Origin of the sequence: Aliamphritea hakodatensis, assembly GCF_024347195.1 — a bacterium.
In the GTDB taxonomy this organism is placed as follows: Bacteria; Pseudomonadota; Gammaproteobacteria; order Pseudomonadales; family Balneatricaceae; genus Amphritea; species Amphritea hakodatensis.
In genome coordinates this window covers 3515364-3534966 of sequence record NZ_AP025281.1, presented here as the reverse complement: position 1 = coordinate 3534966, position 19603 = coordinate 3515364, and the positions used below count along the sequence as shown (strand labels likewise).

Below are 19603 nucleotides of genomic sequence, written 5' to 3'. Positions count from 1 at the left end.
GTATGAACTGATTTTTCTGACTGCATTCTTCAAATAATTTGTTCCGGTCGTTGTTGTATTTTGATAAGCGGCCGGACGGTGTACTGACAGGTTATTGTTATGGCTACAGATACTCATACCCTGGGTGATCTATTACAGACGGGTGATTTCACCCGCCGTCACGTCGGCCCGGATGCTGAACAAACCCGCGAAATGCTGGATTCCCTGGGCGTTAGCTCTTTAGATGAGCTGATTGAAAAAACCGTTCCGGACTCGATCCGTCTGGATGATGCCCTGACGATGGATGACAGCGTTACTGAAAGTGATGCCCTTGCATACCTGAAGACTCTTGCCAGTGAAAACGTGGTAAATAAGTCTTACATCGGTATGGGTTATAGCAACACCAAGGTACCAAACGTTATTTTACGTAATGTTCTGGAAAACCCGGGTTGGTACACCGCTTATACGCCTTATCAGCCTGAGATTGCTCAGGGCCGTCTTGAAGCACTGCTGAACTATCAGCAGATGGTAATGGACCTGACCGGCATGGATCTGGCGAACGCGTCTCTGCTGGATGAAGCAACTGCTGCTGCAGAAGCCATGACGCTGTGCAAGCGTTCTAACCGCAAGAAGACTGACGTTTACTTTGTGGCTGACGATGTTCACCCACAAACCATCGCTGTTATCAAAACCCGTGCTGAATACTTCGGCTACGACGTGGTTGTCGGTAACCCGCTGACTGATCTGGAAGCTGCAGACGCTTTCGGTGCTCAGCTGCAATACCCAAGCACATACGGCGATATTCACGACATTAAAGCCGTTATCGAACAGGCAAAAGCTCAGAAGACCATGGTTGCTGTTGCGACTGACCTGCTGGCGCTGATGTTACTGAAGTCACCGGGCGAACTGGGTGCAGACGTTGTACTGGGTTCTGCTCAGCGTTTCGGTGTACCAATGGGCTTTGGTGGCCCACACGCTGCTTTCTTCGCTGCCAGTGAAAAACTGAAGCGTTCTGTTCCTGGCCGTATCATCGGTGTATCTGTTGATACCAGCGGTAATCAGGCGCTGCGTATGGCGATGCAGACCCGTGAGCAGCATATCCGTCGTGAGAAAGCTAACTCAAACATCTGTACTGCTCAGGCGCTGTTGGCAAACATGGCGTCTTTCTACACAGTTTACCACGGTCCGCAAGGTCTGAAGACCATTGCTGAGCGTGTACACCGTCTGACTGCGATCCTGGCGAACGGCCTGCGCAGCAAGGGCGTTGCTCTGAATGACACGTACTTTGATACCCTGACCCTGACGTTGCCTGAAACCGCTGCTGAGGTTTATCAGCGTGGTCTGGATAACGGTTGTAACCTGCGTAATGTTGCTGCTGATAAGCTGGGCATCTCTCTGGACGAAACCACTACTGCTGCTGATGTTGCACAGTTGTTTGATATTGTTCTGGGTGAAGGTCACGGCCTGGACGTTGCTGCACTGGATGCTGACATCGTTGGTGGTGCTGCGACTGGTATCTCTGCTGAACAGCGTCGTGAAGATGCGGTTCTGTCACACCCTGTATTCAACAGCTACCACAGCGAAACTGACATGCTGCGGTACATGAAGAAGCTGGAAAACAAAGACTACTCGCTGGTTCACGGTATGATCCCACTGGGATCTTGTACTATGAAGCTGAACGCGACTGCAGAAATGATTCCGGTTACCTGGCCTGAATTCGCTAACATGCACCCGTTCGCGCCGGAAGATCAGACTCAGGGTTACCTGAAAATGATCAACGAACTGGAAGCTGATCTGGTTGAGATCACCGGTTACGACAACGTTTCTATGCAGCCTAACTCCGGTGCACAGGGCGAATACGCCGGTCTGCTGGCGATCCGTAAGTATCAGGAAGCAAACGGTGAAGGTCACCGTAACGTATGTCTGATTCCTTCATCAGCACACGGTACTAACCCTGCATCTGCAGCCATGATGGGCATGAAAGTTGTGATCACTGAATGTGATGCCAACGGTAACGTTGATGTTGCTGACATGCGTGCTAAAGCTGAACTGCATAAAGACAACCTGTCTGCACTGATGATCACTTACCCGTCTACCCACGGTGTATACGAAGAAGAGATCGTTGAAATCTGTGACATCATTCACCAAAACGGTGGTCAGGTGTACATGGACGGTGCCAACATGAACGCTCAGGTGGGTATTTCCAAGCCAGGCGTTATCGGTTCTGATGTATCTCACCTGAACCTGCACAAAACGTTCGCTATCCCGCACGGTGGCGGTGGTCCGGGTGTTGGTCCTATCGGTGTTAAGAGCCACCTGGCACCATACCTGCCTGGTCATCAGGTCAGCCCGACCGGTGTGGTCAGTGCTGACAACGGTGCTGTCGCAGCAGCGCCTTATGGTAGCGGCGCGATCCTGCCGATTACCTGGGCATACATTAAGATGCTGGGTAAGTCTGGCCTGAAGCGTTCCACGCAGATGGCGATCCTGAATGCCAACTACATGACTGAGCAGCTGGCGGCACACTACCCGGTTCTGTACCGTGGCCGTAACAACAAGGTTGCGCACGAGTGCATCGTTGATATCCGTCCGCTGAAAGAGTCTTCCGGTGTATCTGAAGAAGATATCGCGAAGCGTCTGATGGACTACGGTTTCCACGCACCGACGATGTCTTTCCCGGTTGCCGGTACCTTGATGATCGAGCCGACTGAATCTGAGTCCAAGGTTGAGATCGACCGTTTCGTGGATGCTCTGGTTCAGATCCGTGATGAGATCAACAAGGTTGAGTCTGGTGTATGGCCTGCGGATAACAACCCGCTGCGCAATGCGCCTCACACTCAGGCTGATGTAATGAGCGCAGACTGGGAACGTCCTTACTCCCGTGAAGAAGCGGTATTCCCGAATGCTGCTACCCGCGCGAATAAGTTCTGGCCAGCGACTAACCGTATCGACAACGTTTACGGTGACCGTAACTTCATCTGTTCCTGCCCGGGTGTAGACAGCTACCGCGACGAGTAACAGATAACAGCCCGGATTCATGCCGGGCTGAACAAACATCGTTAGCTACCGATACGAGTAGTAAAATGATGTGCCCAAGCGTGAGAGTAAGCTCTATCCGTCGAGCTTAAACAAAGGCGTACCCTAACGGGTGCGCCTTTTTTCGTTGTAGGCTGCCATAGATGTTTATTATGATGCTTATCCGGTTATGTTTGCGCAAACAGCTTCATCAGGGAGGTACGTATAATGACACACAGCGTATTCAGTCATGTGACCCTGGGGTCTAATGATTTATCAAAATCAGCCGCATTTTATGATGCGGTAATGCCCACACTGGGGCTGCACAGAATCCCTAAGCCTGAAGGTAAGCCACCCGCTTATGCGCGGCCTGTAAAAGAGGGGGATGGGTTTGAACTGCCTTATATTTATATTTACTCCCCCTATGACGGTGCGTCTGCCAGCGTGGGAAATGGCAGCCATCTGGCGTTACAGGCAGGTTCCTCTGATGCGGTTAAGAGGTTTTATGAAGCGGCATTGGAAAACGGGGGCTGTGATGAAGGAGCGCCCGGCATACGCGGGCATTACGGTGATAACTATTTTGCTGCGTACGTGCGTGACCCGGATGGTAACAAGCTGCAAGCGGTGTGTTATCTGTAGGTGTTAAGAAACCGGCCGGGTAAGGACAACTTACCCAGCCGGTATTTTCAAAGCAGACAGAGAATGGGTTTATCTGAAACGTTCTTCTGCCAGTTGATCGGCAATCTCGCCGGTAGGGCGTTTCTGTTGTGCTGATCGCTGAAAGATTTCATTCAGTGTGTCACTGATCGTTTCAATATGTGCCCGGACTTTCAGGTGTTCATGGCCAATACGTTCATGGTAGAGGTCAATAATACCGCCGGCATTCAGGGCATAGTCCGGCGCGTAGAGAATGCCCCGTTCCTGCAACATCAGATCGTGACGCTGTCCAGCCAGCTGGTTATTGGCGGCACCGGCAACAACTTTGGCACTGAGCAGGGGAATGGTTGCATCGTTCAGCACGGCACCCAGTGCACAGGGGGCGAACACATCTGCGTCTACGCTGTAAATTTCCTGTCCGTCCACGGCGATTGCTCCAAATTCAGCCTGTGCCTGTGTGATCCGTTCCGGATGAATATCAGTGATATAGAGCTGTGCTCCGGCGTTATGCAACAGTTCGCATAGCCGGTAGCCGACATTGCCGATGCCCTGAACGGCGACCTTAATACCGTCCAGATGATTACAGCCCAGACGGTGCTGAACAGCTGCTTTCAGGCCGGTAAACACACCATAGGCGGTGGCCGGTGACGGGTCACCGTTACAGGGGGCACCGTCAATGCCGATACGGTCGGTGATGCCGGCAACATTGGTTGTATGCTTGGCCATGACACTCAGGTCAGCCACGCTGGTGCCGGAGTCTTCCGCTGCGATATAACGGTTGCCGGTACGTTCCAGCATTCGCCCCATTGCGGCCAGCAGTTCCGGTGTTTTATGGCGTTGCGGATCACCGATAATGACGGATTTACCACCGCCCAGGTCCAGATTGGCCAGCGCGGATTTATAAGTCATGCCCCGGGACAGACGCAATACATCTGTCAGGGCGTCTGCATCGCTGGCGTAATGCCACATGCGGCAACCGCCCAGTGCAGGGCCCCGGTTGGTATTATGGACAGCAATAATTGCTTGTAGGCCTGTGTCCGGATCATGGTAGCAACTGATCTGTTCGTGCTGGTCATATTCAGGATGGCTGAAAATGCTCATAGCCGTGTGTTTCCTTTTTCCTGTGCGTGTTAGTGGGCTGTTTAGCCGTAGGGTTAGTTAACAGGGCCGGGTACTTCTGTGCTGAAAGGTACCCGGCGGTATATCAGGTGGCCGTCATTTTGGCTGCCGGATTATTATCTGATGAAAAATGACTGAGTAATTGCAGACGTTCCGGCTGAACTTTCAGCCAGGCGGCATCTTTAACCGGGCCATAGCCCCGGATCTGGCCCGGCAGTTCTGCAAGGGCGCAGGCAGCGGCATAGTTATCCGCACTGAGATTGCTGAGAATCAGTCGGATATCCTGTTCGTACTGCTGAATCAACTGGCGTTCCAATTGGCGGTCATGGCTGTAGGCAAATATATCCAGCGCAGTGCCCCGCAACGGTTTAAGTTTAGCCAGCAGTTTCAGGACCGGCAGGTATTTCTGGCTGAATTTGCGCTTACGTGGCCGGCCGGTTGCCGGATCTGTTTTCGCCAGTAACGGCGGTGCCAGGTTGAATTCCAGTTCGATTTCGCCAGTGAACTGTTGTTTCAGCTGGTGCCGGAATGTGTCGGAGGTGAGTTGCCGGGCCACTTCGTACTCATCTTTATAGGCCAGTAATTTGCTGTACTGGGTTGCTACCGCGATAGCCAGCCGCTGGCCAAGACGCATATCTTTAGTGTGCAGCTGAACGCGCTGCACCAGTTTCTCATAGCGTTTGGCCAGCGCTCTGTTCTGATAACCGGTGAGGTGTTGCTTCTCCCGCTGAATGATAGTGTCCAGTGATGGCATCAGCTGAACCGCATCGGCGGCCGGTGCTGCTTTTCCGAAGGCAATGTCTCTGACTGCAGCAAGATCAACCGCTGCCCGGCGGCCCCAGAGGAAGGCATCAATATTCGCCTGTACTGCGACGCCGTTCAGTTTGATCGCCTGTTCAATGGATGCGCGTTCCAGCGGGATCAGGCCCTGTTGCCAGGCATAGCCAATGCAGAACAGGTTGACTGCCATACCGTCTCCGAGTAAGTGAGTGGCCAGCTCGGTGGCATCCAGTGCATAGCTTTGTACCGCGGTGTTCTGAATCACTGCTTCCATGGCGTCATTAGGCACTTCCAGATCAGGTTCCCGGGTGAAGGCGGCGGGCATGCTTTTATGGTTGTTAATCACCACGTGGCTACGGCTGCTTTCCAGTTTGCCGAGTGCTTCTTCGCTGGCGCCAACCATGAGATCAAAGCTCACCATCAGATCGGTTTCACCGGCAGGAATCCGCACGGTGTGAATCCGCTCCTGGCTGTCCGCGATGCGGATATGGCTCATGACCGCACCGAATTTTTGTGCCAGTCCGATCTGGTCCAATACCCCGATGCCTTTGTTTTCGATGTGTGCGGCCATACCCAGCAGGGCACTGACGGTGACCACACCGGTGCCGCCCACGCCGGTCAGCATGATGTTATAGGGCGTGTTACAGGCAGGTAACTGCGGTTCGGGTAAGGCGGGAAAACTGATCTGGCTGAAGTCCATATCCGGCTTACGCAGTTCGCCGCCTTTCACCGTGACAAAACTCGGGCAGAAGCCCCGCACGCAACTGAAGTCTTTGTTACATGAGGACTGGTTGATGTTGCGTTTGCGGCCCCGTTCAGTTTCCAGTGGCTCCACTGACAAACAGTTGGATTGCACGCCGCAGTCGCCACAGCCTTCACAGATTTCACTGTTAATGACAACCCGCTGTGCAGGGTTGTGCATCTGGCCCCGGTGACGGCGCCGGCGTTTTTCAGCGGCGCAGGTCTGGTCATAAATCATTACGCTGCAGCCTTCAATGTCTCTCAGTTCCAGCTGAACAGCCTGTAATTCGTCCCGGTGATGAAAGGTGACACCGCTGGCGAATTCACTGTAATTACGGTATTTGCCCGGATCGTCACTGACGATGGCGATTCTGCGGATGCCTTCCCCGTATACCTGATGGCTGATCTGTTGCACACTCAGGCTGCCGTCCACCGGCTGGCCGCCGGTCATGGCGACTGCGTCGTTATAGAGAATTTTATAGGTGATGTTGACGCCGGAGGCGACTGCGGCACGAATTGCCAGCAGGCCTGAGTGGAAGTAGGTGCCGTCGCCAAGATTCTGGAACACGTGATTGGTTTCAGTGAAAGGGGCCTGGCCGATCCAGGTTGCGCCTTCGCCGCCCATCTGGGTGAAGGTTTCGGTGCCTCTGTTCATCCAGGTTGCCATGTAATGGCAGCCGATCCCCCCTAGTGCCCGGCTGCCGTCCGGTAGCGTCGTTGAGGTATTGTGCGGACAACCGGAACAGAAGTGCGGGGTACGTTCAATCAGGGCACGGGGGCGGGCCAGTTCTGCTTCTTTAGCGGTTAGAAAGTCCAGCCGTTGCTGCGTTTCAGGGCTGCTGTAAAACGCTTCGGTGCGGCGGGCGATTGCCCGGGCGATCATCGCGGGCGTCAGTTCGCCCAGGGTGGTCAGCAGTTCCTGTCCAAGGTTATCCAGTTTACCGGTGATCCGGGGGGGCGTGTGTCCCTGTGTGTTGAATCGCTGATAGAGTTGTTGGCGCAGTTGCTCTTCGATTACCCCGCGCTTTTCTTCAATCACCAGAATTTCATCCAGCCCCTGGCTGAAGGCTTCGATTCCCTGAGGTTCAAGGGGCCACGGCATGGCAACCTTGTACAGGCGAATCCCCAGGTCTTCGGCCAGTTCGTGACTTATACCTAAATCTTCCAGTGCCTGCAGTACGTCCAGATAGGATTTACCAGCAGAGATGATCCCCAGCCGGGGTTTAAGCGGATTGATAATGGTTTTATCCAGCTTGTTGGCCCGGCAAAAAGCCCGTGCTGCTTCCAGCTTGTGTTCGTGCAGACGAACTTCCTGTTGCAAAGGTTTGTCTGGCCAGCGGGCATTGAGACCGTCACTGGGTTTACCTTCGCTGACTGGGTAACCGATTGTGACGCGGGTCTGATTCAGATCCACCCGGCTGCCGGAGTCCATTACCTCAGCCAGTGCCTTGAGGCCTACCCAGCAGCCGCTGTAGCGGGACATAGCCCAGCCATAGAGACCGTATTCGATCAGTTCCTGAATATTTCCCGGATACAGGTAGGGCATCAGGGCATCCATGAAGGCGTAATCACTCTGGTGAGGCAGGGTGGAAGATTTGCAGGCATGATCATCGCCGGCCACGGCCAGCACGCCGCCCAGTGGGGTGGTGCCAAAGGCGTTGGCATGTTTGAACACGTCACCGCTGCGGTCTACGCCGGGCCCTTTGCCGTACCAGAGGCCGAAAACGCCGTCATATTTTGCCCCGGGAAAGACATTTGCCTGTTGTGAGCCCCAGACTGCAGTTGCCCCCAGATCTTCGTTTACGCCGGGCTGAAAGGTAATGTTGTGGGCTGTCAGCCGGTCTTTGATTTGCCACAGGGTTTTATCAAAATGCCCCAGTGGCGAGCCCCGGTAGCCGGATATAAAACCGGCGGTGTTGTAGCCGGCCTGCTGATCCTGAATTGCCTGTAGCATGGGGAGCCGGGCCAGTGCCTGGCTGCCGGTCAGATAGACCTGACCATGATTTTGTTGCCATTTATCGTCCAGTGAAACCGGTGCAAAAGTGGTCATTTGCATACCTCCTGCTGCGACAGTGATGCCGCGCTGAATACTCGTGAATTAACCGCCAGAAAATGTGGAAAAATCAGCGGCGGAGTATCAGGGGAGGGCAGAGGTACGGGTGACGAACAGAAGAGAAAACGGGTGCAACAACGTTCTGGCCGGGTAAGGCTGCTTGTCGGGTCATAATGATTACCTTTCACCGTAACCGGATCGCGGTCTGGGTGATTTTTTGTTGTTATTGTCAACAGGTGTTGAATTTACCCTTGTGGGGTGTGGGTCTAACCTAGAGGGGCATTGTGACGCTGTCAAATCATCCCGCTTAGGGATATTTCTGTGCAGCGGAGGGCATTTCGCAGATATTTTTCTGGCGAAATCAGATTTTGGCGGATTTATCTGAATCTGCTGGCCGGTTCAGATAAATGCTGATTTTTTGACAGATGGCGCATATTTCCTGCCCTTTTGGTGCAAAAGTCGTACTACATTACCCGGTAACGTTAAGTTAAATATTTGTTTGTGTTACATTTTTCATCTGGTATTCAGAGGTGAACCAAGGAGAGTGCAGATGCGTATTGCAGCACTGTTAGCAGTATTATTAGGTTTGAGTGTCAGTGCTCAGGCTGAGGTCATGGGTGACCGGGATGGCGAGCTGCGGGAAACAGCATCAGGTGTGTTACTGGCCTGGGATGATGTCGGCCAGACATGGCGCAAACCGGTGGCGTTTTGGCAGGCATTTGCTCAGCGCGAAGGGGTAAAGAGCTGGGGGCAGAGCCGTGAGTATCCTCCTTATGATGATGTAAGAGAGCTGGATGTGTTCATGGTTGAACTGGATTCCGGTCTGTGTCTGATGCAGTTTTACCATCAGCGCTGGCGTCGGGCGAACGATGTGCGGCGCTGGTCTCCGGGATTTAACAGCCTGGCAGGCTGTCCGGACGTTTTTAAATAATCAAACCGGGTAACGGGCGGGAACTTGTCAGGGAATTCAATGGTCTACAGTTGACTGTTATTCCCTGTTCCGTATTAAGTTTCGCCGGTTCCCCGCCGGCGGACTGCTCAGAATAATAAATGGAGCCTGTATGTCTGTTTCCCGGATTTCTCCCGTTGTTCCCCGGATAGTGTCTGCCTGCAGTGTGTCTGTACTGGCATTGTCTGCGGCCGTTTCCCATGCAAAAGATACCGTTGTCATCCCCGCCGGCAGCTTTCAGATGGGCTGTTCAGTGAATGATACCGCCTGTGACCGTGATGAAGGTCCGCAGGGCGGAACGGCAGTGAATGTCCCGGCCTTTGAGCTGGATAAGTTTGAAGTGACGGTGGCCTCCTATCAGGCCTGTATTGATGCAGGTATCTGTGTACGGCCGAAAGATTTTCAGCGTAATAAATACTGTAATGTCGGTGCTGAGGGTCGGGATAATCACCCGGCTAACTGTGTCGACTGGCAGGAGGCCCTGACTTACTGCGAATGGAAAGGCGGGCGATTGCCCTACGAGGCTGAATGGGAAAAGGCAGCCCGTGCCGGTTCTGCCAGCCGTTACCCCTGGGGGGAGGAAGTCAGCTGTAAAAACGCCATTCTGGATGACGGCGTAACCATGGGGTCTGTTCCGAATGAGCCGGACGGTTGTGGTGAAGACCGCACCTGGCCGGTTGGCAGCCGTGATGCTAACGCCTTTGGCCTGTTTGATATGCAGGGTAATGCCGGTGAATGGATGATGAACTGGTATGCATCTGACGGTATCGCGCAGTATGCGGCGGGCAATCTGACTGATCAGGCGCAAAGCCGTCAGCGTCTGGTGCGGGGCGGTTCATGGGATGAGAATAAAGCCAATTTGCGCAGCTCGTTCCGTAATGTTAAACCGCCGGTCAGTGGCCGGAGTATTTACGGTTCTATTGGCTTCCGCTGTGCCTATGATCCAAGTTAATCTTTAAGGCAGGATAAAAAAAACGCTGCGCGGGTTATTCCGGGCAGCGTTTTTTTGTGGCCGGCAGTTAGCTTTGGGTCGCTGTCTGTGGCTCATCAGATTTATACACGTCGCTGTCCAGCTCGTTTTCACTCTTGCCGATCAGCACGGAGACCATCAGGTCACCGGATACATTCACACAGGTCCGGGCCATATCCAGGATACGGTCGATACCGGCAATGATTGCCAGACCTTCCATTGGCAGACCAACCGTGCTTAGTACCAGCGACAGCATGATCAGGCCGGCACCGGGTACACCGGCGGTACCGATAGATGCCAGTGTGGAGGTAGCAATGATGGTCATGTAGTCTGCCATGCTCAGATCAATGCCGAAGGCCTGAGCGACAAACAGTGCGGCAACACCCTGATACAGTGCCGTACCATCCATATTGATGGTGGCGCCTAAAGGCAGCACAAAGCTGGCAGTACCCTTGGATACGCCAAGATTTTCCCGGGCGCAACGGATGCTGACAGGCAGTGTGCCTGAGCTGCTGGTGGAGGTGAATGCCATCATTTGTGCGCTGACGATGCCTTTCAGATATTGCACCGGCGGCAGTTTAGCGATTATAGCGATAGCGCCGGTGTACACGACCAGTACGTGAATGATGCAGCCGATGTATACAGCCGCAATGACTTTTGCCAGCGGCAGTAACACATCTGCACCGTACTTACCGGCGACCCATGCCATCAGGGCGAAGATGCCGTAAGGGGCAAAGTTCATCACCAGCGAGGTCAGCTTGTACATGCCTTCAGCCAGGCTGTTGAAGACCTTGATGGCCGGTTTACCGGTTTCGCCTATCATGTTCAGGGCGATGCCCAGACCCAGTGCAAAGACGATGATCTGCAGAATCTTACCGCCGGCCAGTGCTTCAATCGGGTTTTTCGGAATCAGGTTAATGATCGTAGAGACCAGGCTGGGGGATTCTTTGGCGGCCACTGCCGCATTGGCATCCGCAACCATATTCAGGCCTTCGCCGGGCATGAAAACGGTGCCCAGACCCAGACCGATCGAGATCGCAATTGCGGTACTCAGCAGGTAGATAACAATGGATTTGATGCCGATACGGCCCATTTTGGCGCTGTCTTGCATGGAGGTCACACCGACCACCAGAGAACAGAATACCAGCGGGACAATCAGCATTTTAATGGCATTGATGAACAGGGTGCCGATCGGTTTAAGCACCTCAGCATCAGGACCCATAAATGCGCCGACGGCGACACCAGCGAGCATACCGATGAAGATTTTCTTCCAGAGTGCCATGGAGCGCCAGATGCCGCCTTTATTCATGGACAGGGATGAATCAGACATAGTTAACCTCTTGTTGTTTTGATTGTGAGGGTTGAACGGGTGACCGCTTAGCGGCCGGGATGAATCATGTTTTCGGGTTTCAGAATTTCCGCCAGCTGCTGATCAGACAGCAGGGCTTCTTCACGCACCAGATCGACAACGCTGGCACCTGAATGCAGCGCCTGCCGGGCAATACGGGTGGCGTTTTCATAACCGATATGTGGGTTCAGTGCGGTGACCACACCGATGCTGTTGTCCACCTGATGGCGGCAATGTTCACGGTTGGCCGTGATGCCTGCGATGCAGCGTTCTTCCAGCATCGGCATTGCCTGACTGAGCAGGCGGATGGATTCCAGTACGTTAAAAGCAATCAGCGGTTCCATGGCATTGAGCTGAAGCTGGCCGGCTTCGGCAGCCATACAGACCGCCAGATCATTGCCCATTACCTGATAGGCAACCTGATTGACCGCTTCGGGAATGACAGGGTTGATCTTGCCGGGCATGATCGAGCTGCCGGGCTGTTGCGGCGGCAGGTTGATTTCGTTTAAGCCGGCCCTCGGGCCCATGCTTAGCAGACGCAGGTCGTTGGCGATTTTTGACAGCTTGATGGCCAGCCGTTTCAACATGCTGGAAAAGAGTACGAAGGCCCCCATGTCTGAGCTGGCTTCCACCAGATCGGTGGCCTGAATCAGCGGGTAACCGCTGATTTTAGCCAGTTCGCTGACCGCCAGTTTGCCGTAACGTTTGTCGGCATTGATGCCGGTCCCGATGGCGGTACCGCCCAGGTTAACTTCGGTGAGCAGTTCAGCCAGCCCGGCAATGCGCTGAATGTCTTCGCCAAGGGTGGAGGCCCAGCTGTTAAATTCCTGGCCCAGTGTCATCGGCACTGCATCCTGTAGCTGGGTGCGGCCCATCTTCAGGATGTCGCTGAATTCTTCGGCTTTGGCAATCAGGCTGGTTTGCAGACTGGTCAGACGGCTGACTAAATTGCCGTGGCTGAGCAGAATGGCCAGCCGGACTGCGGTGGGGTAAGCGTCATTGGTCGACTGGGACATGTTGACGTGATTGTTCGGGTGCAGGTGCTGATAATCCCCTTTGCTGTGACCCGAAAGCTCCAGTGCCACATTGGCGATGACTTCATTGGCGTTCATATTGGTGGACGTGCCTGCGCCGCCCTGAATCATGTCGACGATAAAGGCATCATGAAATTCTCCGCCGACAATCAGACGGCAGGCCTGCTCAATGGCATCGGCCGGTTCCTGCTCAAGAAAGCCCAACTGATAATTGGCCCGGGCCGCCGCCTGCTTAACCATGGCCAGTGCGCTGATCAGGTGGGGAAAGTGTTGCAGGCTGACACCGCTTAAATCGAAATTCTGCTGCGCACGCCAGGTTTGAATGCCGTAATAGGCGTGCCTGGGAATGTCCGCCTGTCCCAGGAGGTCCTGTTCAGCACGGGTGTCGTTAGAACTGTTCATGAAGTATCACTCATTATTGTTATGGCGAAGCAAATATAGAAGCCAATAGAGCAAGGGCTGTGCCATGAGTGATTAATTGTTTTTAAGTATTTGTTATTAAAAGGGTTGTTGTCGTTTGGTAATAAGAGGTGTTAGCCGGAAAGGGGTATAATCATAGTTATATACTGAATATGTTGCTGGCGGTTCTGTCCGGCCCGGTCACTGATGGCAGAAGGGGCCGGGGCCGTTTATTGGGGAGCATAACCAAAGTTATGCATATAACTTTGGTTATAGGGGAATTAGCGCATGTTTTTTAAGCGCTTACTCAGAGCGGGTTGGGAGATGCCCAGCAACCGTGCTGCCAATGATTGGTTATTGTCCGCCCGTTCCATGGCTTCACTGACCAGCAGATGGCTGATTTCTGTGAGTGTTGGCAGGCTGCAGTCGGGGTTAAACACCACGGCTTCGGTATTCATTTGCGTACTGGTTTCTTCGCTGTCTTTGTTCAGCGCCTGCCGGAATACGTCCAGTGATAAGAGGTGGGAGCGGTGCCGACTGAGGGCATCAAACACCAGTGCCCTCAATTCGCGGATATTGCCGGGAAAGCTGTGGGTGGCCAGTAACTGGGTCAGTTCCTGCGGGTAGCCCGGCACCGTTTTCTGCATGTCTTCGGCGGCCCGTTTGAGAAAATGATCGAGCAGCAGAGGCAGGTCTTCTTTCCGCTGGCGTAGCGGGGGAATTCTTACCTGATGGGTGCAGAGCCGGTAATACAGATCGCGGCGGAAGTCGTCATTTTGCTGTTTGTGTTGCAGGTCCTGATGGGTGGCGGCAATGATGCGGGCACTGCTGCGTTTGGGGCGGTCGCTGCCCAGCGGGTAGTATTCGCCTTCCTGTAAGAGGCGCAGGAGTTTTATCTGAGAGCTTGGGCTCAGGTCGCCGATTTCATCCAGAAACAGCGTACCGTTGGCTGCCTGTTCGATCAGGCCGGGGCGGTCTTTATCTGCACCGGTGAAAGCCCCGCGGCGGTGGCCAAACAGCGTATCGGCAAAGATATGGTCATCCAGCCCGGCAATATTCACGGTGACCAGTTCACCTTTGCGATTGCTGAGCTGGTGGACGGCTCTGGCCAGCAGTTCTTTACCGGTGCCACTTTCGCCACTGATCAGCAGTGGTTGTGAGCTGGGCGCGATGGATTCGGTGTACTGAAACACCCCGTGCATTTGTTTGCTGCGGCTGATGATCGGGTCAAAGACTTGTGGATGCTCAAGGGTGTTGCTGAGCATACGTTGCCCCAGTGCCTGATTTTCACGCAGGAGTTCCTGCATCCTGATGGCCCGTTTAATGCCTTCGATCAGACGGCCTTCTTCGCTGGTCTTAACGAAATAATCAAAGGCTCCCTGTTGCAGACAGCTAACGGCGGACTCCACCTGATTCAGGCCGCTGATGATAATGACGCCGATGTCCGGGTAACGTTCGGTTATCTGCTGCAGCAGTTGCTCGCCGGATATATGAGGCATGGTCAGATCCAGCAGCACCAGACCGATATTCTGGCTGGCAAGCAGCGGCATTACTTCGCGGCTGTCGCTGCACTGGTGCAGGTGAGTGATATTACCGCTGCGACGCAGGGTCAGGCTGAGGCTGCGCAGAAAGGAGGTTTCATCATCGACCAGTAATATGCCGAATTCGGGGTACAGGTTGTCGGTGCTCATAGGGGTTCCTGATGGCAGGCAATCGTCATACGCACCCGGGTTCCCCGGGGTTTATTGGCGGCGAATTCTAACTGGCCACCGTGGCTTTTCACAATACCGCCGGAAATTGACAGACCCAGACCGGTGCCGCCGTGTTCGCGGCGGGTGGTGAAAAACGGGTCAAGCAGGCGGGGCTGGTCTTGCGGTGAAATGCCGTGGCCCTGATCGGTGATATCCAGCCCCACCAGATTTTGCGTGGGCAGGTAGAAGGTTTCCAGATGAATATTCTGTGTTCTGTTTTCCAGCGCCTGGCAGGCATTGACGATCAGGTTAATGATGACCTGTTCGATTCGCTGAGCATTGCCACTGCTGTCGGGCAGGTGGCTGGCCAGCCTGCTGCTGAAGTTATCGGTGTATTTCTGGATATTGTTGTCCAGCAGCCGGATGGTGGTATTGACGACATCGTTCAGGTTAAAGGTTTCCCGGATATCGTCGTCTTCCTGGCGGGAAAAGTCTTTCAGGTCGTTGACGATACGTTTGATGCGCCGGGCGCCGGTGTGCATATCTTCCAGCAGGGCAGGAATTTCCTGACGCATTTGTGAGTAGGGCAGGCCACCCAGATCAAAGTCTCCCTGTTCCCGGAAGCGCTCTTCGAGTGTTGCTTCACAGTCTCGCCAGGCATCCTGAATGATTGGCAGGTTTAGCAGTAACAGCCCGGTGGGGTTATTAATTTCGTGGGCAACCCCGGAGACAAGAATGCCGAGAGAGGTCATTTTGTCTGCCTGAATGAGTTGTTGTTGCTGGATATGCAGTTCCCGGGTGCGTTTGTTTACTTCCCGCTTGAGTAACCGGTTCCAGATCACGGCTACACTGAGAAAGATCAGCAGTAATACGGATGCCCAGAAGGTGATCTTGCCAATATCCCGCCATGGAATCCCTCTGTCCTGCAGAGATCCCAGCCATTTATTGTAAATTTCCTGTTTACGGCCGGTGTTATTCAGGATCGCCAGTCCTTCACTGAAGCGGGCCAGTAAAGCTTCGTTACCCCGTAATACCGCATAGCCGTATTGCTGGGCCTGAAAAGGCTGGCCGACAGGCATGATGTTATTCAGCCCCAGTTCCTGTTCCAGATACAGGCCGGGCAGGTTGGCTACCAGTGCAAAGTCGTGTTTGCCGGATGACAATTGCCGGAGGGCATCTGCGTGGGTTTCGGCGGTGTTTATGATGGCCCCGACGTTATTTTGCAGCAGGTAGTCATGCATGATGCCATTTTTCTGAACGACCACCTGTTTACCCTGCAGTTGTTGCAGACTGGATGCCCGGGGTTCGCCACGGCGGGCAAATATGGATTGATGGACAATGGCGTGGGGCGGGCTGAAGAGAAATTGCTTGCCCCGCTCAGCAGAACTGACCATGCCTTGCAACGCGTCAATTTCGCCATTTTGCAGTGCATCCCTGACAAGGGACCATTCGTCCATGCGGAATTCAATTTTCATTCCCATGACTTCGGCGATCGCCTGAGTCAGTTCAACGTTATAGCCGCTTGGCTGGCCTTTCTCATCAATGAACTCATAAGGCGGGTAGGAGTAATCACCGCCGATGATGATGGTTTCACTGGCAATGCTGTGCAGTGAAAAACAAAAAAGCAGGGCTGGAAATAACCGTTTGAAGTGAGTCAATCTGAGGGTTCCGGATCTGATAACGAATGGCTTGTAATCGTAGCTGACACTCACTATGTTGGGTGGCTGATGGCCAGATTGCAATAGTGGCAGATGCGCCGCTTAATTTTCAGTGACAGTATCAGGAGCATGTATGCTTAATTTTTCCCCCAGTTGTGAGCGAAATCAGCAGCCCATTCTTGAGCAGTTTCAGGGCTTGCTGGCTGACAGCCGGCACGTGCTGGAAGTGGGTAGCGGTTCAGGGCAGCATGCGTTGTTTTTTGCCCGCCGGTTTCCATGGCTTACCTGGCAGCCGACAGAGCTGATTATGAATTACGGGGCACTGCAGCTGAATCTGATGGAGGAGGCCGTTGAAAATGTATTGCCGCCGCAGGTTCTGGATGTGTGTCAGCCGCGCTGGGATGTTGATAGTGCCGATGTTGTTTTTACGGCCAATACCTTGCATATCATGGGCTGGCCACAGGTCGAGTGTTTTTTCACCGGAGTGGGGGCCACGCTTGAGCCGGGCGGACAACTGATTGTATACGGGCCATTCCGTTATGGAGGTGACTATACCAGTGCCAGTAATGCCGGGTTTGATCAGTGGCTGAAGCAGCGTGATCCGGTCAGCGGAATCCGTGACTTTGAGGCGGTCAATGCGCTGGCGGAAGCTGTGGGGTTAGCGCTGAGAGCAGACGTGGCAATGCCGGCAAATAATCAGTTGCTGGTTTGGGTTAAGCCTGAGGTGTAGAGGTGGTAATTCAGAGGGGGATAAAGCTGTAACCCGAAGGTTACAGCTTAGAAGCCAGCTTACAGAACAGAAACGTTCTCAGCTTGAGGACCTTTCTGGCCCTGAGTCACTTCAAAAGAAACCTGCTGACCTTCGGTCAGGGTTTTGAAGCCAGTCGTGTTGATGGCACGGAAGTGAACGAATACGTCAGGACCGTTTTCCTGCTCGATAAAACCATAGCCTTTATCGGCATTGAACCATTTTACGGTACCAGTAGTAGTAGACATAATGTGTATCCTACAAAAATATAAATAATTTAAGCGGCAACAACAGTGTGTTTATTACCGCGGTTGAGCTAAGAAATGTAGGTACTACATTTATGACTTTATGCTAAATATCTTCATCATTCAGGTTGGGATACCAGGATTTAAATCATAAAAAACGAGCCTTACTTTCAAGCCATCGCCATTCTATGCTATTTATCTGGAGAGTGGAAGAGGATATTCGGTGAAAAGATAACCAGCTTAAGGTGTTGATTTTTCTGAACTTGAGGGGCGGTTTTAGACGTTTTTTTGTAACATTTAGCTGCTACTTTCAGGCATTTTCGGGATTGTTATCTGTACCGGTCCGGCCGGATATTTACGGCCGGACCGGACGCGGGCAGATCACCACATTAAGTCATCCGGAATCTGGAAGTCTGCGTACGGATCATCCGGATCAGCCGTTTCTTTCTCCTGACGGCTGATGATCAGTTCTGGACGGCGTTCGTTAATCTTCTCAGCAGCCCCGGCGGGAATGACCACATATTTGCTATCCAGCTGGGCAATGGCCAGGTTGCCGTTTGCCAACTGATTCTGCAGTTCATTATCCACATAGAGTTTTTTGATTTTACTGCCGTCGACAAAGTTATATTCGACATCGCCGTTTGCAGGGATGCTGATGAGGTTTTGCTGAATGATCTGACGGGCAGCGGCATCAATTTCTTTTTGCAGACGCTGTTCTTCCCGTTCCCGGTTCAGGGCTTTGTCTTTTTCCAGTTTTTCTTCTTTTTGTCGGGCTATCACAGCCTGACGGTTCAGCTCATCCTGGTCCTGATAGACCTCGCCTTTTTTGACGGTTTTGGACTTTTTAGTTTTTTTACGCTGATCAGCTTTAGCTTTATTGGCCTGCTTTTTTGTTGCCAGACCTGCGCCCAGTAGTTGATCCTGAAGTGAACCTGCCATCTTAATTTCCAGATCGATCGTGAATTTGACGGACCGGAGTCTAGCATATTCGCGGTCCTGTCTCTAAAAATTTGGTTTTTTTGCGGCTAAGTTCATAAAAATTACACAAAAAGTGCAGATACTGACTTGCATATCTGCGTTTTTATACGTAGAAGATATAGTTGGTTTTTCTTTAGCACGCCCCGGCCTGGCTGAAAAGCTGATTTTTTGTTGATGTGAAATCTCTGTTCATCCGGGAGACAGTGATTTCTGAAATAGCAAAGGACGTCTGACGGAAAAAATCCGCAGACACCAAAATATAAGAAGAGGAAGGTATGTCTGATCAACTATTATCTGGTGTAGTAAAATGGTTCAACGACGAAAAAGGTTTTGGCTTCATTGAACGCCAGGGAGCGCCTGACGTATTTGTACATTTTCGGGCAATCAACGGTACAGGGCGTCGCTCCCTGGTTGAAGGCCAGCAGGTAACCTTCGAAGTAGTTGAAGGTCAGAAAGGGCTGCAGGCTGAAAACGTAACTATTACGGCCTAACTTATCCCAGAGAGCAGCTTGGCTTGCTCTGGCCGGGCTGCTTCCAGTTCGACGTCTTTTTACTGACCGGAATGTTCCGGGCAGCAGTTCTTTTTACCTCTTTTATTTCTCCTCTGATGTTTTACGCGCAAAAAAAATGCGCCGTAAGGCGCATTTTTCTGAGTGTTTCGCTTACTGGCGAATACCTTCTACATGCAGTTCCATGTAAACGGTTTCTGATGCAGGGCCCAGATTCTTGGTGATACCGAAATCTTTCATCTGAAATTCAGTGGTGCCGCTGAAGCCAGCACGGTAGCCGCCCCATGGGTCGTCACCCTGGCCGATCTTGGTAACCTGAATTTCAACCGGCTTGGTCACGCCGTGCAGTGTCAGATCACCGCTCAGTACGCCGTTGTCTGCTGAAAAACCGGTGCTCTTGAAGCTGGCTTTCGGATATGTATCTACATCCAGGAAGTCGCCGCTGCGCAGGTGCTTGTCACGTTCTGCATGGTTGGAGTCAACACTGGCAGTGTTAATTTCAACTTCTACAGCAGATGCATTTGGGTTGGCTTCGTCGTAGCTGAACTGACCGCTGAACTCATTGAAACGGCCTTCTAACCAGCTGTAACCCAGGTGGCTTACGCGGAAGTTAATGGAAGCGTGTGCGCCTTTAGTATCGATTGTATAGTCTGCTGCCTGGATGCTCGGGGCAGCTAGGACAGAGGTAGCCAACAGTGCGCCGGCCAGAGTCGTTTTCAGTTTCATGTGT

The 19603-nt window shown here is 52.9% G+C and carries 15 protein-coding genes; 6 read left to right on the top strand and 9 right to left on the bottom strand.

Annotation, left to right across the window (positions count from 1 at the left end; genetic code table 11):
* Nucleotides 1-99: 99 nt before the first annotated feature.
* Complete coding sequence (gcvP, locus tag PCI15_RS16220) at nucleotides 100-2997, top strand: aminomethyl-transferring glycine dehydrogenase (RefSeq protein WP_271270976.1); 2898 nt, start codon at nucleotides 100-102, stop codon at nucleotides 2995-2997.
* A gap of 225 nt (nucleotides 2998-3222) precedes the next feature.
* A complete protein-coding gene (locus PCI15_RS16215) occupies nucleotides 3223-3633 on the top strand; it encodes a VOC family protein (RefSeq protein WP_271270975.1) in 411 nt (136 codons plus the stop codon).
* A gap of 69 nt (nucleotides 3634-3702) precedes the next feature.
* Here the strand turns inward: PCI15_RS16215 and PCI15_RS16210 are convergent, their stop codons facing one another.
* The gene (locus PCI15_RS16210; RefSeq protein WP_271270974.1) at nucleotides 3703-4752 is read right to left on the bottom strand and encodes a Leu/Phe/Val dehydrogenase; all 1050 of its coding nucleotides are present in this window, start codon (nucleotides 4750-4752) and stop codon (nucleotides 3703-3705) included.
* 103 nt (nucleotides 4753-4855) lie between these two features.
* On the bottom strand, nucleotides 4856-8341 hold the full coding sequence (locus PCI15_RS16205) for an indolepyruvate ferredoxin oxidoreductase family protein (protein WP_271270973.1): 3486 nt from the start codon (nucleotides 8339-8341) through the stop codon (nucleotides 4856-4858).
* 553 nt (nucleotides 8342-8894) lie between these two features.
* Here PCI15_RS16205 and PCI15_RS16200 point away from each other — a divergent pair.
* Nucleotides 8895-9275, top strand: a complete 381-nt coding sequence (locus PCI15_RS16200) for a hypothetical protein (RefSeq protein WP_271270972.1) — start codon at nucleotides 8895-8897, stop codon at nucleotides 9273-9275.
* Nucleotides 9276-9405: 130 nt separating this feature from the next.
* Nucleotides 9406-10245 carry a formylglycine-generating enzyme family protein gene (locus tag PCI15_RS16195; protein WP_271270971.1) on the top strand — a complete coding sequence of 280 codons (840 nt, stop codon included), beginning with the start codon at nucleotides 9406-9408 and terminating at the stop codon, nucleotides 10243-10245.
* A gap of 67 nt (nucleotides 10246-10312) precedes the next feature.
* Here PCI15_RS16195 and PCI15_RS16190 read toward each other — a convergent pair whose 3' ends face one another.
* The 4 genes from PCI15_RS16190 to PCI15_RS16175 form a co-directional block, all read right to left on the bottom strand.
* Entirely contained in the window at nucleotides 10313-11593 is a 1281-nt protein-coding gene (locus PCI15_RS16190; RefSeq protein WP_271270970.1) for a dicarboxylate/amino acid:cation symporter, read from the bottom strand.
* Nucleotides 11594-11640: 47 nt separating this feature from the next.
* The gene (locus PCI15_RS16185) at nucleotides 11641-13047 is read right to left on the bottom strand and encodes an aspartate ammonia-lyase (protein ID WP_271270969.1); all 1407 of its coding nucleotides are present in this window, start codon (nucleotides 13045-13047) and stop codon (nucleotides 11641-11643) included.
* 278 nt (nucleotides 13048-13325) lie between these two features.
* On the bottom strand, nucleotides 13326-14735 hold the full coding sequence (locus PCI15_RS16180) for a sigma-54-dependent transcriptional regulator (RefSeq protein ID WP_271270968.1): 1410 nt from the start codon (nucleotides 14733-14735) through the stop codon (nucleotides 13326-13328).
* Entirely contained in the window at nucleotides 14732-16393 is a 1662-nt protein-coding gene (locus PCI15_RS16175) for a transporter substrate-binding domain-containing protein (protein ID WP_271270967.1), read from the bottom strand. Before PCI15_RS16175 ends, PCI15_RS16180 begins: the two co-directional genes overlap by 4 nt.
* Nucleotides 16394-16526: 133 nt before the next feature.
* On the opposite strand from PCI15_RS16175, the gene PCI15_RS16170 reads away from it, so the two are divergent.
* A complete protein-coding gene (locus tag PCI15_RS16170) occupies nucleotides 16527-17123 on the top strand; it encodes a DUF938 domain-containing protein (protein ID WP_271270966.1) in 597 nt (198 codons plus the stop codon).
* A 59-nt stretch (nucleotides 17124-17182) separates the two neighbouring features.
* On the opposite strand, the gene PCI15_RS16165 is transcribed toward PCI15_RS16170, so the two are convergent.
* Together PCI15_RS16165 and PCI15_RS16160 are read right to left on the bottom strand one after the other, a co-directional pair.
* Nucleotides 17183-17389 carry a cold-shock protein gene (locus tag PCI15_RS16165; protein ID WP_205658261.1) on the bottom strand — a complete coding sequence of 69 codons (207 nt, stop codon included), beginning with the start codon at nucleotides 17387-17389 and terminating at the stop codon, nucleotides 17183-17185.
* Nucleotides 17390-17767: 378 nt separating this feature from the next.
* On the bottom strand, nucleotides 17768-18325 hold the full coding sequence (locus PCI15_RS16160) for a DUF2058 domain-containing protein (RefSeq protein ID WP_271270965.1): 558 nt from the start codon (nucleotides 18323-18325) through the stop codon (nucleotides 17768-17770).
* Between the two features lie 314 nt (nucleotides 18326-18639).
* Between PCI15_RS16160 and PCI15_RS16155 the strand changes: the two genes are divergently transcribed.
* The gene (locus tag PCI15_RS16155; protein ID WP_205658263.1) at nucleotides 18640-18855 is read left to right on the top strand and encodes a cold-shock protein; all 216 of its coding nucleotides are present in this window, start codon (nucleotides 18640-18642) and stop codon (nucleotides 18853-18855) included.
* A 171-nt stretch (nucleotides 18856-19026) separates the two neighbouring features.
* On the opposite strand, the gene PCI15_RS16150 is transcribed toward PCI15_RS16155, so the two are convergent.
* Complete coding sequence (locus PCI15_RS16150) at nucleotides 19027-19599, bottom strand: YceI family protein (protein ID WP_271270964.1); 573 nt, start codon at nucleotides 19597-19599, stop codon at nucleotides 19027-19029.
* Nucleotides 19600-19603: the final 4 nt, after the last annotated feature.